The sequence below is a fragment of the Burkholderia sp. AU4i genome (genome assembly GCF_000466765.1).
Classification (GTDB): Bacteria; Pseudomonadota; Gammaproteobacteria; order Burkholderiales; family Burkholderiaceae; genus Burkholderia; species Burkholderia cepacia.
This window is the reverse complement of record NZ_ASSI01000042.1, coordinates 1-15,683: the sequence shown is the minus strand read 5'-3', so window position 1 is coordinate 15,683 and position 15,683 is coordinate 1. Positions and strand designations below refer to the sequence as shown.

Here is a 15,683-nt window from a genome sequence, read left to right as displayed (position 1 = left end):
CGACAATCACCCCACCTTCATCCCCCCAGGAGCGGATCGTGTTCGTGATCTTCGGAGCATCAGGCAACGTCGGCCAGTCGACCGTGACGACCTTGCGCAACGCCGGCCATCCCGTGCGCGCGGTGTTGCGCGACGCACGCCATCGTGAACGCTTCGCGCAGCTCGGCTGCGATGTCGTGATCGCCGAGCTGACGGACGCAAACGCGATAGCTGCGGCAATCGACGGCGCACAGGCCGTACAGATACTGTGCCCGGTGCCGGTCGCCGACCCCGATCCGGCGGCGACGATGATGCGTACGATCGACGTCGCGACCGCCGCGCTCGCCGCCAACCCGCCGCCTGCGCTGCTCGCCCTGTCGGATTACGGCGCGGAGCGCGAAGGCAACACGGGCATCACGCGTCTGTTCCATTACCTCGAGGAACGGCTGAGAACGATCCCGACGCAATTGACGCTGCTACGTTCGGCCGAGCACCTGCAGAACTGGACGCGCATCCTGCCGGTGGCGCTCGGCACCGGCGTGCTGCCGACCTTCCACCATCCTGTCGGCAAGGTGTTCCCGACGATCTGGGCGCCCGATGTGGGCGTCGTCGCGGCGCGGTTGCTGCTCGATGCGCCCGAGGGCGGCAACGGGCCGCGCATCGTCAGCGTCGAAGGGCCGCAGCGGGTGAGTGTGACGACGATTGCGGATACGCTCGGCGCGGCGGCCGGCCGTGCCATCGTCGCGCATGAGCTGCCGCGCGACACCTGGACCGCGACGTTGCTGCGCGCGGGCCTCAGCGAACGCCATGCGCAGTTGATCGTCGATCTCTACGACGTGCACAACGCCGGACAGATCGACGTCGAGGAGGGCGTGTCGGAGCGGCTTTACGGGGCGACGGCGCCGGCCGATGCACTCGTGCAGCTATTGCGCCAGCACGCGCGCTGAGCGACGCGGCGGCGAGCGTTGCGCGCGTGGCGCATCACGCCTGTCGCCGCACCTTGTTCAGTAGCGCATACGAAAACGATCCGATCACGATCCCCCAGAACGCCGAACCGAGCCCGAGCCACGTCATGCCTGACGCCGTCGCAAGGAACGTGATCACCGACGCCTCGCGGTGATTCTCGTCCTCGAAGATTCCGTGCACGTTCGCGCCGATCGCGCCGATCAACGCAAGCCCCGCGAGGATCGCGACGAACGCCTTCGGCAGCGCGAAGAACACCGTGACGATCGTGCCCGCGAAGAGCCCGCCGACCAGGTAGAACGCACCGTTCGCGAGCCCGGCGACGTAGCGCCGGCCCGCATCCTCGTGCGCGTCCTTGCCGGTGCACAGCGCCGCGGTGATCGCCGCGACGACGATCGTGATCCCGCCGAAGCACGCGACCACGAGCGACATCACGCTGGTCGCCGTGATGATCGGGCGCGCGGGCGTGTGATAGCCGGACACGCGCAGGATCGTCATGCCCGGCAGGAACTGGCCGGTGAGGCTCACCACGACGAGAGGCAGCGCGAGGCTGAGCGTCGTGCCGAGCGTCCATTCGGGCGCGATGAAGATCGGGCGCGCGATGCTCGGCGACACGTTGCCGAGATGCGTCATCCCGAGCGCCGTCGCGAGCGCGGCGCCCGTCAGCAGCACGAGCACGATGCTGTAGCGCGGCAGCAGGCGCTTGAAGATCACGTAGGCCGCGATCATCCCGAACGCGAGCGCGGGCTGCTCCGATGCGGCGGCGAACGCGTGCGTGCCGAACGGCAGCAGGATGCCGGCCATCATCCCGCATGCGATGCCGCGCGGAATGTGACGCACGAGCCGGTCGAAATAGCCGGTCACGCCGATCAGCAGGATGATCAGCGCGGCCGTGATGTAGGCGCCGACGGCCTGGTTGAGCGTCAGTTGCGGAAACAGGCCGACGAGCAGCGCGGTGCCGGGTGCCGACCATGCGGTGACGACCGGCACCTTCAGCTTCCAGCTCGCGAACAGGCCCGAGATGCCCGCACCGATCGAGATCGCCCAGACCCATGACGACACCATTTCATTGGACACGTGCGCGGCCTGCGACGCCTGGAAGAAAATCGCGAGCGGGCCCGCGTAGGAAATCAGGACCGCGAGAAAGCCCGCGGTGATCGCGGAAACGGACCAGTCGTTGCCGATCGCGCGGATTGCGCCGGGCGGGGAGTTCGGTTGCATCGTCGTCGGGGAATGCGGCGCGCGGCCGCGAGGCAGAGCCGGGGCAAATGATTGTTGGAAGCCCCGGATGAGCCGTCATTCTGGGCATTGGCGGCGCAATTGGCAATGCGCGGGCACGAGCAGCATCGTCGGCATTTCGTAAGAAAAATGCGACGCGGCGGACGAATCGGCGGCCGTACGGCCTGACGCCCGCGTCGCTGAATCCGGCTGCTTCACGAAGAAGTGCGGCGCCGCCGCACGTCACGTACTGATCTGCAGCACCTCGTCGACCACCGCCACCTTCACCCCGCTCCCCGTCGACAGCGACGCCGTGCCCTGGTCGAACGGATGCACGGGCGTATCGGTCGGCGTCCACGCATGGCGCGCGAGCAACGCGCGATACCCGCCGCGGATCACGAAGCCACCGCATTTCTTCGCATACGCGTCGCGCCGCATCCGGTACGCGCGCGGCAGGTCGTACCACGGCAGCTTCGGCAGGTCGTGATGAACGAGGTGGTAGTTGTTGTTCAGGTACAGCAGCCGCATCGCGAAGCCGGCCTCGTTGATCGTGATGCGTGCCTTCGGGTGCCGCGCGGCGCGGTGCTCGTACAGCGAGCGGATCATCGCGAGCGACAGTGCGGGCCACGTGACGGCCAGCAGGTAGTACCACCACGGCACGCCGATCTCGCGTTGCAGCCATGCGAGCAGCACGACCACGCAGGCTACGTGCATGATCCACATCGGCAGATGGCGGAAGTCGCCGCGCCGGAACCTGGCGACCGCATCGGCGGCCGTCGCGGCGATGGCGAGCGGCGGCCCCACGACGATTCGTCCGATGAAAGTCTTGCGCGCGACCGTCAGCGCGCGACGCCAGCGCGGCAGCCGCGCCCAGCGTTCGCGCGTCACGTAATTCGTTTCGGGATCGACGCCCGGCACGGTCAGGTCTTCGTCGCGATGATGGTCGAGGTGCGTGTCGCGATACAGCGTGTACGGATACCAGACCGTCAGCGGCGGATAGCCGAGCAGTTTGTTCACGAACGCGGAACGCGTCGGATGGCCGTGCAGCAGTTCGTGCTGCAGCGACATGTGCCATGCGCCGAGCAGGATCAGCGGCGGCGTCGCGGCTGCGAGCGACAGGTGCCCGTTGCGCACGAGCAGCAGCACGGCCAGCCAGCCGCCGTAGATGACGGCGACCAGCAGCCAGGTCGGCCATTCGGTGCGGGCGGTGAAGCGGGCGTGGAGCGCGGCGATCGCACGCGCGTGGTCGACGTCGAAGTATTCGGCCATGGCGTTGAGGCAGGATTGAACGGGCAGTGCGGGGAACGAGCGATGGAACCGGTGCGCTCGGCCCGGTGCGCAGGTGTCTCGCGGATCACGGTCGGCCTGTCCGGCATTGCGGCGATCGCGATGCTCGGGCAGGCATCACGACGGTACCGGGATCGCCCGGCACGGCCAACCAATCGATTCGCATTTGCTTATCGCCGCGCGGCCGATAAGCTTCGGGCGCGCGGCCTGGCGGTCGTGCCCCGTTCCGGCGCGATGAACCGGGTTCCACTGTGCCGCCGTCGCTGCGTAGAATGCCTGCATGAGCCAATGGATCGCCGCCCTGCCGATGTACAACGTGACGCCGCGCCATGCCGTGCTGTGGCGCGCGCTACTGCGCGACGCGCTCGCTGCGTTCGCGAACGCAGGCGGCCCTACCGACGTCGCGCTGCCCGACGAACCGTTCGGCGACCTGCACGCGCTGTGGCGGCGTGGTGATCTGCTGCTGTCGCAGACTTGCGGCTTTCCGTACCGGATGCTGGGCTTGCGCGACGACGTGCGATTGATCGCGACACCGCGTTTCGATGCGGACGGCTGCGACGGCCCGCGATACCGCAGCATGCTGGTCGTGTCGGCACGCGCCCATGCGGGCGGCGCGACGACGCTCGCCGCCTGCCGGGGGCTGCGGGCCGCGTTCAACGGCGACGACTCTCACAGCGGGATGAACGCGCTTCGGCATGCGGTCGCACCGCATGCGCTCGACGGACGCTTCTTCGGCTCGGTTACCGCGCTCGGCTCGCACCTTAACGTATTGCGTGCGCTGGCTGCGGAAGAAGCGGATTGCGCGGCGATCGACTGCGTGACGTTCGCGTATGTGGGCGACGCGCTGCCCGGGTTGCTCAAGGACATCCGGGTCATCGGCATGACTGCCGCCGCGCCGGGGTTGCCGTTCGTCGCATCGCGGGCGCTGGAAGACACACGGGTCGCCGCATTGCAGGATGCGCTCGACGTCGCGGTCGCGGCCGATGTGGAACGCGCGCGCGTGCTGCGGCTGAAGGGATTCGAGCGGCTGTTGCCGAACGACTACGACACGATCGAGCGATTCGCGCAGGAGGCCGCCGCGCACGGGTATCCCGCGCTGGCGTGAACGATGTGAGCGGCATGAGCGTTGTGAGCACCGCTGCGCCGCGCTCAACCGGATCGACGCGCAACGGGAGGCGTCAGTATCCGACGATGCCGGGCGCGCGCCGCGCAAGTCGCACGGCGCGCGCAGGCATTACTCCTCGTCCATCAACCGGACCTTGACCCGCTTGCCCTTGATTTTCCCCGTATTGAGCTTGCGCAGCGCGTCGCGCGCGACGCCGCGCTCGATCGCGACATAGGTCGAGAACTCGGTCACGTTGATCTTGCCGATCTGCTTGCCGTCGAACCCGGCGTCGCCGGTCAGCGCGCCGAGCACGTCGCCCGGGCGGATCTTGTCCTTGCGTCCGCCGAGGATCTGCAGCGTTTCCATCGGCGGCGTCAGCACGCCGTCGTCGGCCGGCTTCAGTTCCGCGAGCGGATGCCATTCGACGTCACGCTTCTGCGCCTGCTCGATCGCACCGACGCGGCCCATCTCGTCCATGCTCGCGAGGCTCAGCGCCCAACCGTCCTGATCCGCGCGGCCCGTCCGGCCGATGCGGTGCACGTGCACTTCGGGATCGGGCGTCACGTCGACGTTGATCACGGCTTCGAGCTGCGCGATATCGAGCCCGCGCGCGGCGACGTCGGTCGCCACCAGCACCGAGCAGCTGCGGTTCGCGAACTGGATCAGCACCTGGTCGCGTTCGCGCTGGTCGAGCTCGCCGTGCAGCGCGAGCGCATGGAAGCCCTGCGCGTGCAGCACGTCGAGCAGGTCGCGGCACTGCTGCTTCGTGTTGCAGAACGCGATCGTGCTCACCGGCCGGTAATGGTTCAGCAACTGGCCGACCGCATGCAGACGCTCGTTCTCCGTCACTTCGTAGAAACGCTGGCGGATCTTGCTGTTGTCGTGACGCTCCTCGAGCTTCACTTCCTTCGGATTGCGCAGGAACTGCTGGCTCAGCTTGACGATGCCGTCCGGATAGGTCGCGGAGAACAGCAGCGTCTGGCGCGTGGTCGGGCACATCCGTGCGACCTTCGCGATGTCGTCGAAGAAGCCCATGTCGAGCATCCGGTCGGCTTCGTCGAGCACCAGCGTGTTCAGCGCGTCGAGCTTCAGGTTGCCGCGATCGAGGTGATCCATGATGCGGCCCGGCGTGCCGACGACGATGTGCGCGCCGTGCTCGAGGCTCTGCGCCTGCGGGCGCATCGGCGTGCCGCCGCAGAGCGTCAGCACCTTCACGTTCTCCTCGGCGCGTGCGAGGCGGCGCACTTCCTGCGCGACCTGGTCGGCGAGTTCGCGCGTCGGGCACAGGATCATCGCCTGCACGTCGAAGCGGCGCGCGTCGAGGCGGGCCAGCAGCGCGAGCGAGAACGCGGCGGTCTTGCCGCTGCCCGTCTTCGCCTGCGCGATCAGGTCCTGGCCGGCCAGCGCGATCGGCAGGCTCGCGGCCTGGATCGGCGTCATGTCGACATAACCGAGCTGGGCGAGGTTGGCGAGCGTGGCCGGCGTCAGCGGCAGCGCGCTGAAGGGCGTGGCGGTCGGCTGGGTCATTCGAGGTCTCCGAGGTAAGGCTTGCCTTCCATCTGTTCGTAGGCGACGTTGCCTTCATCGTCCTCGAAGCGCTCGAGGTAGTTGCGGGCGCCGCACAGCGGGCAGCGGAACAGCAGCCCCTGGCCTTCGTCCTTGATGACGACGTCGGACTGTTCCCACTGCGTGCCGCAGCTCTGGTTTCGGCAGGTAAACACGGATTTTTCTCCAGCTGAATTCGGTTGGGCGCCCCGGCATGTCGGGTAAGGGCGCCGGTATTGCGCGGTCGTGGCGCGCGGCGTCCGCGCGAAAGGGCGGGGCGCGGTGCAGCCGTTCGCGTGATGGTTCGTCGGGATGGTGATGGATCGGGGCGCGATCACAGGACAGGAACGCGCGTGGCGCAATTCTAGCGGATACGTGGTGGCGCAGGCTGTTTCGCGACGGCGTGCGGCGTTACTACGTGTCGAACTTGCGTTCCGGCGCAGCGCGAGTTGCGTAGGCCGGCGAGCGTGTTGGCGCATCGAGAACAGCATGCACTGGGTGCCGGCATTGGCTTTCGGCGGAGACCGATGCCGGATTCGCATTGACCACGCGGTACGAAATTGGCGATCTTGCGGCGCTTCTGCCCGAATCCGTTCAGATACTCGTCTCGCCACCGTTCTTTGTCTGTGACCTTTCATTCGACTGGCCGTGGTTTAGTTTCGAATGCAACTGTTTTCGAATTTGTCCCATAGACGCGAGTGTGGCAATAGATAACTATCGCTGCCGGACGTCCAGCATGCGCTGTCACCCTGCGCGCCCTGCGACCGGGCTACGTCTACGTGTTCATGAAAGGAACGAAGGGCGAACAGCTGGTCATCCACGAATACGACGGTGAAGGGCGCTACAAGGAACTCAAGTACGGCAGCCTCGAGCAGTATCACCGCAAGGATCGTTACAAAACCGGAAACAGCATGGGTTGGGTGTGGGCCGACACCTGCCAGGACAAGGCCAAAGAGGTCTGGATCGGCTACAGCCCGCACCTGTGGACCAACGCCATGACCACCAGGATCACGTCCGACCCGGCCATGCGCCAGCGCCATATGCGCCGGCTCGACATGGCCGAGCTGACCTCCGGTGAAAAGGCCCCGTCCAGCCAGCCGCACGTGCTGCCCGCCAGTGCCCTGAGCAAGTGGGTTGAAGACTGCAAGCCCAAGAGCCAGCGCATCGCCCTGAACTGGAGCAGCCACGCCGGCAAGGACGACTTGCCCGTCAGCACCTTCCTGGCCCAGGGCCAGCACTATCGCTTCACCCAGCCGCGCGTGCCCGTGGTGGTCGTGCTCAACGACGCCGAAGGCATCAGCCTGGATCTCGGCCTGTCGGTTGCCGCCTATCAGCATCAACTGCGCGACATTCTGCCGACGCAGCAGGGTCAGGCTGCCGCGGGCCAAGGCAAGGACCAGCCCCAAGTGCCCAGCGTGCCCACCTGCTTCCGCCTGGACGTGGAAAAACTCAGCGCCCAAAGCAAGGACTACCACCACAAGAACTTGGTCGCCGCGGTGCTGGATCAAACGCTGCAAAGCATGTACCCCGTCAACAAGCCTAAGCCAGACGACTTGGTCAAGCTACGCGACGAGTATCAGCACAAGCAGGTGGGGGGCAAGCAGCGCCGGGCCACGCCCTCCGAACTGCGTTACCAGGTGCTCACCGACAAGGGGGTGTCACCCATCGGCAACCGCCTGGGCGATCGTATCGATACCGCCAAATACCACCAGTTCCTGGCCCAACGCGATCAACGCGAAGCGCAACTACGCAACCACCTGCGCACCGCGCTCCAGGCCTGCACCGACCACGACCAATGGCTGGCTACCGCCGAATCCCGCCATCGTAACGAGCCCACCAGTCTGGCTGCTGCATTGGCCACCTATGACCGCGATGAGCAGTCGTCCGCCCGGGGCCTGGAAATGACCCTGGCCCTGATGGTCCATCCCATGAGCCAGGCCCTGCCGGGCACGGACGACGAGGACGCCCGCTTTCAACGGCTGAGCGCCTGGTTGGACCAGCCCGACAGTCCGCTCTATCTCGCGCTCGCCCCATACAACCCGTTCAAGCAGAAGGCCGATGCGGTGGGCGTGCTGCTGGGCGCTGCCGATGGCGTCATCGAGGGTCTGGCCGGGCGCTTCCCGGCCGCCGCCGGCATCACCGATCTCACCGCCGAAGCGGTGACCACCGTGACGCTCAAGCGCCTGCAGGGCAAGACCCGCTGGGACGCCAGCCGCAACCTGCGTCAGCAGGTGCTCGCCGCCGCTGCCGAAGCCAATGCAGAGAAGGCCTTGGGTCTGCTAAGCGCACGCTACGGCGTCACCAATACGAAGTCGCTCACCGATCCCCTCAGCAAAGAGGTGGACAAGTTCGTGAAGTCCGGCATGGCGGACTTCGAGGAGATCAAGCGCGTACGTGTCAGTGGCAGCCGCACCGTCACCGTCGAAGCGACGTTGATCAAGCGGGTACGCCCTAATATCGCTGCGCTGGCGACCACCGCCGGTGGCGGCGCACTGAACGTCGCCATGCTTTACTTCAACGTCATCGCTCTCAAGAGCGCTTATGCCAGCCTTTGCAGCGACCCGTCCTTCGAAAACGCGGCGGGCTTCGCTTCCGCCATCTTGGGTGTGACTGGAGCGTTGGTGGCAACGGGCGCCAGCGCTCGCTCCACCTATAAGATCATCGTGCTGCGCTACACCGCCAACGCGCCTGGTATGGCGTTCGGTAACGGCGTGATGAGTTTTATTACCGGCAATCTGTTCAGTCGGTTGTTGGGGTATCCGACGATTGTCTCCGGGTTCCTTTCGGACTCTGCGAAGATGGTCCGACAGATCCGGAACGGTGATAGTACTGCTGGCTTCTATACCGCTACAGGTGGAATAGCAGTGGCGGCAGGGTCTGCCTTAATCCTAGAGGCCGGTTTGGCTATCGCTGCCCCGACGGCGGTGATTCCGGTAGCTGGCTGGGCCGCCGCCGCGATTGTGCTTTTTGGGGCAGGTGTTCTTGCCGGCGGGGTTTGGCTCCACGCGCAAGCAGCGGCCCGCATTCATAGCCCCATCGAACTCTGGGCGGCACGCGGCATCTTTGGCAAGCGCCTGAACGATGGTGAAAAACGCGATGACATCAAGCTGGACGCCAACGGGAAACTGCCGCCGTTTCCCGGCGTCCACGAAGAAATCAAGGCCTGGTACGCCGCCTATTACGCCCCTGTGCTGCTGACCAAGAAAGACGCCGAGGCCATCGGGATCAAAGGCATCGACAGCACCTGGCACCGCAAACTGTTGGAGTGGTCATACCCGGATTGGGGCAGGATCGCGACAAACCAGGTACCACAAACCACGACCACTGTGGAATTCGCGGTCCTGCTACGCGGCTATGTCATGGGGCAAAGCCATTGGTCCGAGATATTGGAGCAAGGCAACATCTGCGTTGTCGGTAACCCGACCTGCTATGACACACGCAGTGGCTTGGTCATCCATTTCAAGAAGGAAGTTACGGAGGTCTACCGGATGGCTTTGCGCATCTATTACATGCCTAATCAGGGCCTGGATGAAAGCGCACAGGCCACCGAGCAATTTCAATTGGAGCGTTGAACCGATGGCGATGACATGGCGATTTTCTCGACAGACGCGTACCGGTGTGGCGCAGGCCATCCGCGATCAGTTGGTCAGCGTTGATCGGGATGTCCTCTGTCTACGGAATCCGTCGGTAGCGGATTCCATATTCATGGGAAAGATGTATATCTCCATGACCTTGGCTGGCGTTTTTGTCATTACGTACTTGGTATTTTTCACGGGGAATGTCAGTGCCGATCTATTGATAGGTTACTCGATAATCATGGTGTTTCCCGCGTTTGTTTGTATTCTTGTCTGGTACCGCATCTTCTTTATCAAGCGGTTATCCAACTTCTACTTCAATCGCAAAACGCGTAAGGTCTACTACCAGCGCAACAAGACCCTGATTGCGTTCGACTGGGCACGGACCGAAGGCGCCGAATTCGTGCGCAACGAGTTCGGCGGCCGATCCTTCAGCACGAATTTCGCATTGGCCTTCGGCCCACGGCCGGCACCGGGTGACGAGCAAGATCGCACCGTACTCTGGGTCGACAGCAATGCGCCCAATGACCCCGACCCGCGCTACATCGCTGAGGTGTGGGAATACATCTACCAGTTCATGGAGAAGGGCCTGGACCACTTGCCGCCGCCCGGCGAGCCCAACTGGTGGTACGTGCCGCTACACTGCATCTGCCTGACCCCGGCCGAAGCCTGGCGCCACTATGCGCCATGGCGCAGCGGCGAGCCGGGCGAGTGGCAAGGCAAGAAGAATTGGCTGTTGCCGATGTGGCTGATCCTGTTCCCGTACAACCTGTTCTCCGCCTTGTGCTGGTATGTGGTGTGCCGCGTGTTCAACGTGCGCAGCGCACCGCCACCTTCGGAAGCACTGAATGGGGGAGAGCCGACGCGCTGCACGAGGTGAGGCGACGCGATTATCCACTCTATCGAACGACCGGAAACACAACATCACACCCCAACGGTCTCGAAGCTGCCGATCAAATATTTTCTGGAGTGCGCTTGCATGAACAACCCCAGCCTCGAAACGGACACCAACGGAGTCAACGACCTACCTAACGTGGTTATCTACACCAAGTGGCACCAGGTCGCCCCGCTGTCGGCGCTTTTTTCTCCCCTGTTCGTCGTGGCGATACTCGCGCTATTCCCATCGCTCACCGAAGTATCTCTTCTTGCCATCGCGGCGCTGACAGTCGTCTGTATCGCCACTCCGTTGATCCTGGCCCACGTGGTGTACCCGCCTGCCAAAGACGTGGTGCACGTCACACCCGATTCATTGGTCTTCAAGCGCTATGGAACAGTCCCCTTTGACAGTATCACCGCGTATACCTTGGACGGACTGATCCGACTCACGCGCCGGGAGCAGCCAACGCTCACCTTGCTCGGTAACCGCAAGACACCCGGCTACAAGGACTTCCAGGCGGCGCTTGGCCCAGCCATGGCGACGTGGCGGTCGCACCACCCGACGGTGCCGATCAAGCAGAGCCATTTCCACGGCACGAGGCTGGCCAAGGTGCTCGGCGCGCTGATCGTGGTCAGTTGCGTCGGTCTCACCATCACCGTCGTGACTATGAAGCTCGCCCTGGCCTCGTTACCTGCCTTGGCGATCGGCATCTTCGGTGGTCTTCGCCTGCTCGCTAGTAGGCGCCAGGATATTCAAAAGTAGTACAAACCATAAGGAGCTTGATATGCGACCTATCGTACTCGTCGGCCACCGACACAGCTGTCCCATCCACGGCGACGGAACCGTTGTCAGCGGCGCCGAGTCCGCTGCCATTAACGGCCGAGCGATCGCGCGCGTCGGCGATCGCATCAGTTGCGGTGCGGAGATTCAAACCGGCTCGCCCGGCACGGAGATCGAAGGCCAGCCGGTGGCGCGCGAAGGCGACACCACGAGCCATGGCGGCACTCTGGTCGAGGGCGAAGCAGGATGGCAGGTGGAGTGACAGCGGCTGTTGAAAGCAGTCGGAAGTTATCTGTTCGAAGGTCCCGATGGCGAGCAGGTACTCGTCTCGGAGTCAGGCAACATGAGTGGGAATGTCCCGGCGATCCGCCGTGTGCAAATCGATGACCTGCGCCAGGTTATACGCCACGAAGTCGTGCAGATCCACGACACGATCTCGCATACCATGCATTTCGTGGAAAGTGGCGTATTCGGATACCTGCAACTTGCGGCATCAACCGGGATTCCTGTCGCGTCATCTGGTGACGCTGCGAGACGGCACCTATCTCGACCTTCTGTTCGCTACCAGCCAGCAGTCTGTTTGGGACATCTGCGACGGCTGGCGGGGGCCGCCGCAGTGCGAAGCCTTCCTCGCACTGATCGAGCCTGAGTCGGTCACGTTCGCCAACGTCCTGGAGTCCTGCGGCAAGGACCACCATGCAGGAGGCGCGGCCCGCGCACGTAAAAACGGCCATCCTCGCGGATAGCCGTTCAAATCACGCGTTGCCGCTCAGCGCATCACAGCGCCATGTCAGCCGACGCCTTCGCGGGGCGTGCCGGGACCGTGCCCGTTGCCTGCGACGGCGTCGCCATGTCGATCTTCGGCGGCGGCGCCAGTTGCAGCACGTCGCTCGTGTAGGTCCATTCCTCGACGACCTTCGCCGGGCTGTCGTTCAGCTTCGTGCCGTAGCTCGGCACGATCTGGCGGATCTTCTGCTGCCACTCGGGCGTCGCGACCTTGTCCTTGAACACCTTCTTCATCAGGTTCAGCATGATCGGCGCGGCCGTCGACGCACCCGGCGACGCGCCGAGCAGGCCCGCGATGCTGCCGTCCTGCGAGCTGACGATCTCGGTGCCGAGCTTCAGCACACCACCCTTCACCGGGTCGCGCTTGATGATCTGCACGCGCTGGCCGGCCTGCCACAGGCGCCAGTCTTCCTTCTTCGCGTTCGGGAAGTATTCCTTCAGCGCGTTGAAACGGTCGTCGTCGGACAGCATCAGCTGGCCGGCGAGGTACTGGACCAGCGGGAATTCGTCGACGCCCACGCGCATCATCGGCGCAACGTTGTGCAGGTTGGTGCTCTTCGCCAGGTCGAAGTACGAACCGTTCTTCAGGAACTTGGTCGAGAACGTCGCGAACGGCCCGAACAGGATGATCTTCTTGCCGTCGATGATCCGCGTGTCGAGGTGGGGCACCGACATCGGCGGCGAGCCGACCGACGCCTTGCCGTACGCCTTCGCGAGATGCTGCTTCACGACCTCGGGGTTCTCCGTCACGAGGAACGAGCCGCCGACCGGGAACGCGCCGTAGTCCTTCGCCTCGGGGATGCCCGACGCCTGCAGCAGATGCAGCGCACCGCCGCCCGCGCCGATGAACACGAACTTCGCGTCGACCGACTGCGCCGGTTCATCCGAGTGCAGCTTGACCCACGTCACGTGCCACGTGCCGTCGGCATTGCGCGTGATCTCGCGCACTTCGCTCGACAGCGACAACGTGAAGTTCGGCTGCGTCTTCAGGTAGCCGACGAACTGGCGCGTGATCTCGCCGAAGTTCACGTCGGTGCCGATCGGCGTCCACGTTGCCGCGACCTTCTGGTTGCGGTCGCGGCCTTCCATCATCAGCGGCACCCACTGCTTGATCTGGTCGTAGTCTTCCGAATACTGCATGCCGCGGAACAGTGGGCTGGCCTGCAGCGCCTCGTAGCGCTTCTTCAGGAAGCGGACGTTGTCGTCGCCCCACACGAAGCTCATGTGCGGCGTCGAGTTGATGAACGAGTGCGGGTTCTTCAGCACGCCCTGCTTGACCTGCCACGCCCAGAACTGGCGCGAGATCTGGAACGACTCGTTGATCTCGATGGCCTTCGAGATGTCGACCTTGCCGTCCGCCTTCTCCGGCGTGTAGTTGAGTTCGGCGAGCGCCGAGTGGCCGGTGCCGGCGTTGTTCCAGCCGTTCGAGCTTTCCAGTGCGACGCCGTCGAGGCGCTCGACCATCGTCATCGACCAGTCAGGTTGGAGCTCGTGCAGCCAGACGCCGAGCGTCGAGCTCATGATGCCGCCGCCCACCAGCAGGACGTCGACCTTCTTCGTATCGGCGGCGTGCGCGGACGACGCGGCGACGCACAGCGCGAGCGCCGACAGTATTACCCGTAACGTTTTGATCACAGCAGATCCCTTTTTCAACTTGGATGCATCGGTTTGCCAAGCCGCCCGGCGTGCGTGTCGACCGCGGTGAAACGTCGATCCGGAGATCCGGATCGCGAATCCGGAATTCCGGATCGACACCGCGCCGCGTTGCATTTGCGCACGCGAAACCATCGGGAAGGACACCTTCGGATCGGCTTCCCGCGGGCAGGCAAGCGCCTGCGTCACAGTGGCGCACGACGCGCCCGGGCCCTTGCGGCAAGCCTGGGCGGAAGGCGCTTCAGGCTGCGTGGAAAGAGGCCGCGCGCGACGCGTTTTGCGGGGGGCGGGGTGGCAAGGGGCGCGTAATGTAACCGAACTCGTTTGCTGTGTCACAAACGAAAAATACCGTTGTTTTCGTGGGGTTTTTTGCGTGTCCGGGTTTCCGGAATGACGGTCGGCGGAACCGGGAAACGTGTGGATAACTGCGCGGGATCGTGACGGTTTTTCGGGAGCGTCTTGTTTGTATCTCGTCGTGTCGCGGCAGCGTGCCGCGACACGATCGCGCGACGTCACGTCACTTTACCTGGCGGCAGCGTTCCGGCAGAACTGGTCGTACGCTTGCGCCGAATTCGCGAAACCCTTCTGCTTCGCGAGTTCCCACGGCCGCTCGCATCGTTGGGTCGTTTCGCACCACGAATAGCCGGCCGAGCCGATGCAGCCGTGCGCGTCGCGATCGCTGCCGACCATCGGCGGTGCGGGCGGCGCCGACGATTGGGCCGGCGGCGTGGATGGTGCGGCACAGGCGCTCAGGGCGAACGCGCAGGCCAGCGTGGTGGCCAGCGACAGGGAAGGGACGAAACGCGTCATAGGTGGTGCTCCATGGGATGAGTATTCGGAGAATCGGCTGACGGCCCCTGCGTTCGCCGCGTCGTTCAGGCGCCCGGCACCGGCACGCGCGACGAGAACTTCACTTCGCGCAATGCGAGGCTCGACTGGATCGACGAAACCCCGGCCTGCTTGCGCAGCACGCGCTCGACGAATTCGGCGTACGCATCGAGATCGGCCGCGACGACCTGCAGGATGTAGTCGGCCGCGCCGGTGATCTTGTGGCACGACGTCACTTCGTCGTGCCGTCGCATCACCTCCTCGAAGTGATCGGAATCCTGGTCGGAATGCATGTTGAACGTCACCTGCACGAACGCGAACACGTTCATGCCGAGCGCGCGCCGGTCGAGATTCGCCTGGTAGCCGGTGATGACGCCTTCGTCCTCGAGCCGCTTGCGGCGGCGCCAGCAGGGCGTGACGCTCAGCGACAGCTTCTCGCCGAGCGTCGCGTTCGACAGCGCGCCATCGTCCTGCAGCAGGCGGAGCATGGCGCGGTCCACGCCATCCAGTTCGGCCGAAGCGCGAATTTTGCTCATTTCCGGGATTCCGTAGGCGGTTTTCTCAAAATTGTACGAAACGCGCGCGTCGAAAGCAAAGTTATTGCCGCCTGTGGTCAATAAACTGTTGCCACCCTCACCGCAACAGTCAACCATGCTCACGGTCTACAGCAGCGATCACCAATTGCATCGCGGCGTCGAACTGAAGGACGGCGCGATCACCGATTCGTTCGAAAACCCCCTTCGCGCCGAGACGGTGCTCGCGCAGGTGCGTGCCGCAGGACTGGGCGACGTCATCGCGCCGAAACCGTTCGATCGCGCGCACTATGCGGCCGCGCACAGCGCGCGCTACGTCGATTTCCTCGCCGGCGCGTGGGACGAGTGGGCCGCGACGGGCCGCACCTGCCAGGCGCTGCCGCTCGTGTGGCCGGTGCGCGCGATGCCGGCCGCCGCGACGCCGCCCGCTTTCATCGACGGCAAGCTCGGCTTCTACGCGATGGACGCCGGCGCACCGATCAACGCCGGCACGTGGGACGCCGTGAGCGCGAGCGCGAACTCGGCGCTCACCGGCGCCGACCTGCTGTCGAGCG

At 64.7% G+C, this 15,683-nt stretch carries 14 protein-coding genes and 1 pseudogene; 8 read left to right on the top strand and 7 right to left on the bottom strand.

What is annotated here, in order from left to right:
• The first annotated feature begins 38 nt into the window (after positions 1-38).
• Positions 39-926 carry an NmrA family NAD(P)-binding protein gene (locus L810_RS08725; protein WP_021157999.1) on the top strand — a complete coding sequence of 296 codons (888 nt, stop codon included), beginning with the start codon at positions 39-41 and terminating at the stop codon, positions 924-926.
• A gap of 34 nt (positions 927-960) precedes the next feature.
• Here L810_RS08725 and L810_RS08720 read toward each other — a convergent pair whose 3' ends face one another.
• Together L810_RS08720 and L810_RS08715 are read right to left on the bottom strand one after the other, a co-directional pair.
• Positions 961-2,163, bottom strand: a complete 1,203-nt coding sequence (locus L810_RS08720) for a benzoate/H(+) symporter BenE family transporter (RefSeq protein WP_021157998.1) — start codon at positions 2,161-2,163, stop codon at positions 961-963.
• Positions 2,164-2,403: 240 nt separating this feature from the next.
• Positions 2,404-3,429 carry a fatty acid desaturase gene (locus L810_RS08715; protein ID WP_021157997.1) on the bottom strand — a complete coding sequence of 342 codons (1,026 nt, stop codon included), beginning with the start codon at positions 3,427-3,429 and terminating at the stop codon, positions 2,404-2,406.
• Positions 3,430-3,727: 298 nt separating this feature from the next.
• On the opposite strand from L810_RS08715, the gene L810_RS08710 reads away from it, so the two are divergent.
• Positions 3,728-4,552, top strand: a complete 825-nt coding sequence (locus tag L810_RS08710) for a phosphate/phosphite/phosphonate ABC transporter substrate-binding protein (protein WP_021157996.1) — start codon at positions 3,728-3,730, stop codon at positions 4,550-4,552.
• A gap of 129 nt (positions 4,553-4,681) precedes the next feature.
• Here the strand turns inward: L810_RS08710 and dbpA are convergent, their stop codons facing one another.
• Both dbpA and L810_RS08700 read right to left on the bottom strand, forming a co-directional pair.
• Positions 4,682-6,079, bottom strand: a complete 1,398-nt coding sequence (dbpA, locus tag L810_RS08705) for an ATP-dependent RNA helicase DbpA (protein WP_021157995.1) — start codon at positions 6,077-6,079, stop codon at positions 4,682-4,684.
• On the bottom strand, positions 6,076-6,273 hold the full coding sequence (locus L810_RS08700) for a hypothetical protein (protein WP_021157994.1): 198 nt from the start codon (positions 6,271-6,273) through the stop codon (positions 6,076-6,078). The genes dbpA and L810_RS08700 overlap by 4 nt, the downstream gene beginning before the upstream one ends.
• Positions 6,274-6,807: 534 nt before the next feature.
• Between L810_RS08700 and L810_RS08695 the strand changes: the two genes are divergently transcribed.
• The 5 genes from L810_RS08695 (at position 6,808) to L810_RS08675 (ending at position 12,075) form a co-directional block, all read left to right on the top strand.
• Entirely contained in the window at positions 6,808-9,669 is a 2,862-nt protein-coding gene (locus tag L810_RS08695) for a T6SS effector BTH_I2691 family protein (protein ID WP_306415654.1), read from the top strand.
• A 4-nt stretch (positions 9,670-9,673) separates the two neighbouring features.
• Entirely contained in the window at positions 9,674-10,552 is an 879-nt protein-coding gene (locus L810_RS08690) for a hypothetical protein (RefSeq protein ID WP_042973827.1), read from the top strand.
• Between the two features lie 99 nt (positions 10,553-10,651).
• Positions 10,652-11,311, top strand: coding sequence for a hypothetical protein (locus tag L810_RS08685; RefSeq protein ID WP_042973826.1), 660 nt, complete (start codon positions 10,652-10,654; stop codon positions 11,309-11,311).
• Positions 11,312-11,333: 22 nt separating this feature from the next.
• The gene (locus tag L810_RS08680) at positions 11,334-11,591 is read left to right on the top strand and encodes a PAAR domain-containing protein (RefSeq protein ID WP_021157990.1); all 258 of its coding nucleotides are present in this window, start codon (positions 11,334-11,336) and stop codon (positions 11,589-11,591) included.
• A gap of 223 nt (positions 11,592-11,814) precedes the next feature.
• On the top strand, positions 11,815-12,075 hold the full coding sequence (locus L810_RS08675) for a hypothetical protein (protein WP_124469656.1): 261 nt from the start codon (positions 11,815-11,817) through the stop codon (positions 12,073-12,075).
• Between the two features lie 31 nt (positions 12,076-12,106).
• Here the strand turns inward: L810_RS08675 and mqo are convergent, their stop codons facing one another.
• The 3 genes from mqo to L810_RS08660 all read right to left on the bottom strand — a co-directional run bounded on the left by mqo (position 12,107) and on the right by L810_RS08660 (position 15,132).
• Complete coding sequence (gene mqo, locus L810_RS08670) at positions 12,107-13,768, bottom strand: malate dehydrogenase (quinone) (protein ID WP_175892689.1); 1,662 nt, start codon at positions 13,766-13,768, stop codon at positions 12,107-12,109.
• Positions 13,769-14,290: 522 nt separating this feature from the next.
• On the bottom strand, positions 14,291-14,578 hold the full coding sequence (locus L810_RS08665) for a subtilisin-like serine protease (protein WP_021157988.1): 288 nt from the start codon (positions 14,576-14,578) through the stop codon (positions 14,291-14,293).
• A gap of 65 nt (positions 14,579-14,643) precedes the next feature.
• Positions 14,644-15,132 carry an Lrp/AsnC family transcriptional regulator gene (locus tag L810_RS08660; protein ID WP_042973821.1) on the bottom strand — a complete coding sequence of 163 codons (489 nt, stop codon included), beginning with the start codon at positions 15,130-15,132 and terminating at the stop codon, positions 14,644-14,646.
• Between the two features lie 115 nt (positions 15,133-15,247).
• Between L810_RS08660 and L810_RS08655 the strand changes: the two are divergent.
• Positions 15,248-15,683, top strand: a pseudogene (locus tag L810_RS08655) (histone deacetylase family protein); the annotation flags it as partial.

Excerpts from the sequence above, each read along its gene's own strand:
- L810_RS08720 (WP_021157998.1), bottom strand. The coding sequence starts at position 2,163 with ATGCAACCGAACTCCCCGCCCGGCGCAATCCGCGCGATCGGCAACGAC.
- L810_RS08710 (WP_021157996.1), top strand. The coding sequence starts at position 3,728 with ATGAGCCAATGGATCGCCGCCCTGCCGATGTACAACGTGACGCCGCGC.
- L810_RS08660 (WP_042973821.1), bottom strand. The coding sequence starts at position 15,132 with ATGAGCAAAATTCGCGCTTCGGCCGAACTGGATGGCGTGGACCGCGCC.
- L810_RS08685 (WP_042973826.1), top strand. The coding sequence starts at position 10,652 with ATGAACAACCCCAGCCTCGAAACGGACACCAACGGAGTCAACGACCTA.
- dbpA (WP_021157995.1), bottom strand. The coding sequence starts at position 6,079 with ATGACCCAGCCGACCGCCACGCCCTTCAGCGCGCTGCCGCTGACGCCG.
- L810_RS08715 (WP_021157997.1), bottom strand. The coding sequence starts at position 3,429 with ATGGCCGAATACTTCGACGTCGACCACGCGCGTGCGATCGCCGCGCTC.
- L810_RS08680 (WP_021157990.1), top strand. The coding sequence starts at position 11,334 with ATGCGACCTATCGTACTCGTCGGCCACCGACACAGCTGTCCCATCCAC.
- L810_RS08665 (WP_021157988.1), bottom strand. The coding sequence starts at position 14,578 with ATGACGCGTTTCGTCCCTTCCCTGTCGCTGGCCACCACGCTGGCCTGC.
- L810_RS08690 (WP_042973827.1), top strand. The coding sequence starts at position 9,674 with ATGGCGATGACATGGCGATTTTCTCGACAGACGCGTACCGGTGTGGCG.